Source organism: Dietzia sp. B19, from assembly GCF_014145155.1.
In the GTDB taxonomy this organism is placed as follows: Bacteria; Actinomycetota; Actinomycetes; order Mycobacteriales; family Mycobacteriaceae; genus Dietzia; species Dietzia natronolimnaea.
In genome coordinates, this window is record NZ_JAALED010000315.1 from 1 (window position 1) to 1,574 (window position 1,574).

General features: G+C 71.7%; 2 protein-coding genes and 1 pseudogene. All 3 read right to left on the bottom strand.

Going from position 1 to position 1,574, the window contains the following annotated elements:
• Positions 1-288 (bottom strand): Sec-independent protein translocase subunit TatA (gene tatA, locus G6020_RS09575; RefSeq protein WP_182610457.1); only part of this gene is annotated, 288 nt, incomplete at its 3' end.
• 108 nt (positions 289-396) lie between these two features.
• Complete coding sequence (locus G6020_RS09580) at positions 397-1,368, bottom strand: WYL domain-containing protein (RefSeq protein WP_179525262.1); 972 nt, start codon at positions 1,366-1,368, stop codon at positions 397-399.
• Positions 1,365-1,574 (bottom strand): annotated as a pseudogene (locus G6020_RS09585) (WYL domain-containing protein); the annotation flags it as partial. The pseudogene G6020_RS09585 and the gene G6020_RS09580, both read right to left, overlap by 4 nt.

Here is a 1,574-nt window from a genome sequence, read left to right on the forward strand (position 1 = left end):
CTGCTGGTACGGCTGCTGCGGGGCCGGCGGGTAGCCCTGTGCCTGGGGCTGCGCCTGCTGGGGCTGCGCCTGCGGCTGGACGTACTGCGCCGCGGTCGGCTGACCGGCCTGCGTGAGCGCCTCCGGCTCGGCCGGCTTGTCGTCGTTCTGCATCTCCTTGATCTCCGACTTGAAGATCCGCATCGACCGGCCGAGACCGCGCGCGGCGTCGGGGAGCTTCTTGGAGCCGAAGAGAAGCAGCACCACCGCGAGGACGATGAGCCAGTGCCAGATGCTCAACGCACCCATGTCAACCTCCGTTTGTGTGACAACACGCCCATGCTAACGCACCCCGGCCGACAGGCGTTGCCGCGGTCCTCGTCTGCGAACGCGGTGACCAGCGGGTTCACCACGATTTCACGTTGACGATATCGAGTCGTCGTCTGCCTGATAGAGCGCGAGCCCCGCGGTCGCGCGGGCGGCGATCTCCGCGGCCAGTGCGGGGTCCGACGGCGTCACCACGTCGGCGTGCCCGAGCAGGAATCTCACCAGCCACGCCCGGTCGTGATAGGCGATCGAGACGTCCAGATCTCCGTCCGGGCGCCGGACGACGTCGTGGAAGCCGAACTCGTCGAGGAACCACGCCGCCGCCGAGGGGACGACGGCCCGCTCCATCAGGACGCCCGCCTCGCCGTCGTCCTGGGGTTCCGGTCCGAGCGCGCGGCGCGGTCCGACCTCCTCCACCCCGCTCATCCGGTCGGTGCGGAACGTCCTCCACTGACCCGTCCCGCGGTCGACGCCGTGGACGTAGGAGTGGCCGTCGGAGACCGAGAGGCGAGCGGGATCGACCACCCGGGTGGTGGAGGTGTCGGAGCTGGCCGAGTGGTAGACGAATCGCAGCGCGTGTCCGTCGTGGACCGCGGTGCGCACCACATCGGCATCCGGGGTGGTGGTCTCCGGACGGGCGGCGTCGACGCCGCGTCCCCCGGCACCCGATTCGACACCCGCCGCGGTCCGGAGGGTCCGAAGCAGATCGCGCAGGGCGGTCTGGTCGACCACCTCGGGATGATCCAGGAAGATCGCGAGCCCGGTCTCCAGGGTGACGGCCTCGGCGGCGGTGAGGCGGACGGGCCGGTCGATCCCGGCGGTGAACGTCACCTCGACCAGCTCTGCGTCGTCGAGGTCCTCGGACGAGAACGCCAGGTCGATGAGGTCGCCCGGGCCGTACCCGGGGAGCCCGCAGGACCACAGCTGCCACAGGGCGTCCCGGAGCTGCTTGTCCGACATGCCGAGGTCCCGCGCGGCGTCGGCCACGGGCACGGCTCCCCGGGAGTGGAAGTACGGGACCACGCTGAGCAGGGTCGCCAACGGGACGGCACGGGGGGTCATCGGACGGCCTCCTGCGCCGCGGTGAGAATGGTCACGACCCGGACGCGCAGCTCGGCGGGTCTCAGGGCGACGGCGTCGGCGCCCTGGGAGGCGACCATCGACGACAGCTCGCCGAGGGGGGCACTCACCTCCAGGTCGATGCCGGCGCGACCGAACCGGGTCGCGGGCCCGGAACCGCGGGCCATCGCCCGGAGTTCGGCGGCGTG